At 65.0% G+C, this 1,442-nt stretch carries 1 protein-coding gene; it reads right to left on the bottom strand.

Features of this window, described 5'->3' with window-relative positions; all coding sequences use genetic code 11:
- Positions 1-1,352 (bottom strand): IS66 family transposase (gene tnpC / locus NKG60_RS32135; protein WP_352976685.1); only part of this gene is annotated, 1,352 nt, incomplete at its 3' end.
- Positions 1,353-1,442: the final 90 nt, after the last annotated feature.

The following is a 1,442-nucleotide window of genomic DNA, read 5'->3' as shown; positions in this document are numbered from 1 at the left end:
CCGCCGTCAGAGCCTGCGAAGAGCGCGTTCTTGCGGTTGAGCGCGATCGGACGGATCGAGCGTTCGACGGTGTTGCTGTCGATCTCGATGCGGCCGTCGTCAAGGAAGCGCGAGAGGCCTTCCCAGCGTGAGAGCGTGTAGCGGATTGCTTCTGCGAGCTTGGTCTTCTGACTGATCAGGCCGAGCTTCTCACGCAGCCAGGGTTCGAGATCGGCGACGATGGCGCGGCTTTTGTCCTGACGCATCGCGCGGCGCTCGTTGGCCGATCGGCCACGGATGTCATCCTCGATCTTGTAGAGTTCGGCGATCCGTCTCAGCGCCTCGCTGGCGATCGGCGCGGGACCGGCTGCTGCCAGTTCATAAAAGCGCCGACGGACATGCGCCCAGCAGAAGGCGAGCGTGACGCCGCTTTTGTCGGCCAGCACGCGATAGCCGCCATAGCCGTCGACCTGCAAGATTCCGGTGAAGCCTGCGAGATGAGCGATCGGACGCTCGGCCTTTCGGTCCGGCGCATAGACATAGGCGACGCCCGGCGGGTCGCTCCCCTCCCATGGTCGATCATCGCGGGCATAGGCCCAGAGTTGACCTGTCTTCGTCTTGCCGCGGCCGGGATCGAGCACCGGCGCGGTCGTCTCGTCGGCGAAGAGTTTTGGCGAGGACTTCAGCTTGCCAAGCAGCCGCTCATGCACTGGACGCAGGTGCCAGGCGGCGCGGCCGACCCAGTCGGCGAGCGTAGAGCGATCGAGATTGACACCCTGCCGGGCGTAGATCTGCGCCTGACGATAGAGCGGAAGGTGATCGGCATATTTTGAGACCAGCACCTGGGCGACCGTTGCCTCGGTCGGAAGACCACCCTCGATCAGCCTTGCGGGCGCCGGAGCTTGCACGACAACGTCCTCGCAGGCGCGGCAGGCATATTTGGGCCGGCGCACGACGATCACACGCAGCTGCGCCGGAACGATATCGAGCCGCTCGCTCACGTCCTCGCCGATCCGATGCAAGCCATTGCGGCAGCATGGGCAGGCATGGTCCTCGATGTCGACGATCATTTCCACCCGCGGCAGATGGGATGGCAACGCGCCGCGGTTCGTCCGGCGCTTCCTGGCGCGCTCCAGGCGCTCTGCGGGAGATGCTTGTTCGTTCTCTTCCTCGTCGGCGGCCTCGATCTGCTCGGCCTCTTCGAGCCCCAGCAGCAATTGATCCTCGGGCAGCGTCTCGGCACGCCGGCCGAAGCGGTGACGCTGCAATTCCTTGATGATCTGGACCAGACGGGCATTCTCGACGTCGCGCGCCAGGACCATCGCCTTCAGCGCGTCCGGATCGTCGGGAAGCTGGTCAGCCGTCATCGCCATGAGCGGATCAGACCATATTCGCCGACAGCCCGCGACAGCGGAATCCAGGCTGATTCACTTCGTCGCGGGTCAGCCCGCCTGGGCTGGAAC

This window comes from Mesorhizobium sp. M1428, from assembly GCF_040317515.1.
Taxonomy (GTDB): domain Bacteria; phylum Pseudomonadota; class Alphaproteobacteria; order Rhizobiales; family Rhizobiaceae; genus Mesorhizobium.
This window is presented reverse-complemented; position numbering and strand designations above follow the sequence as displayed.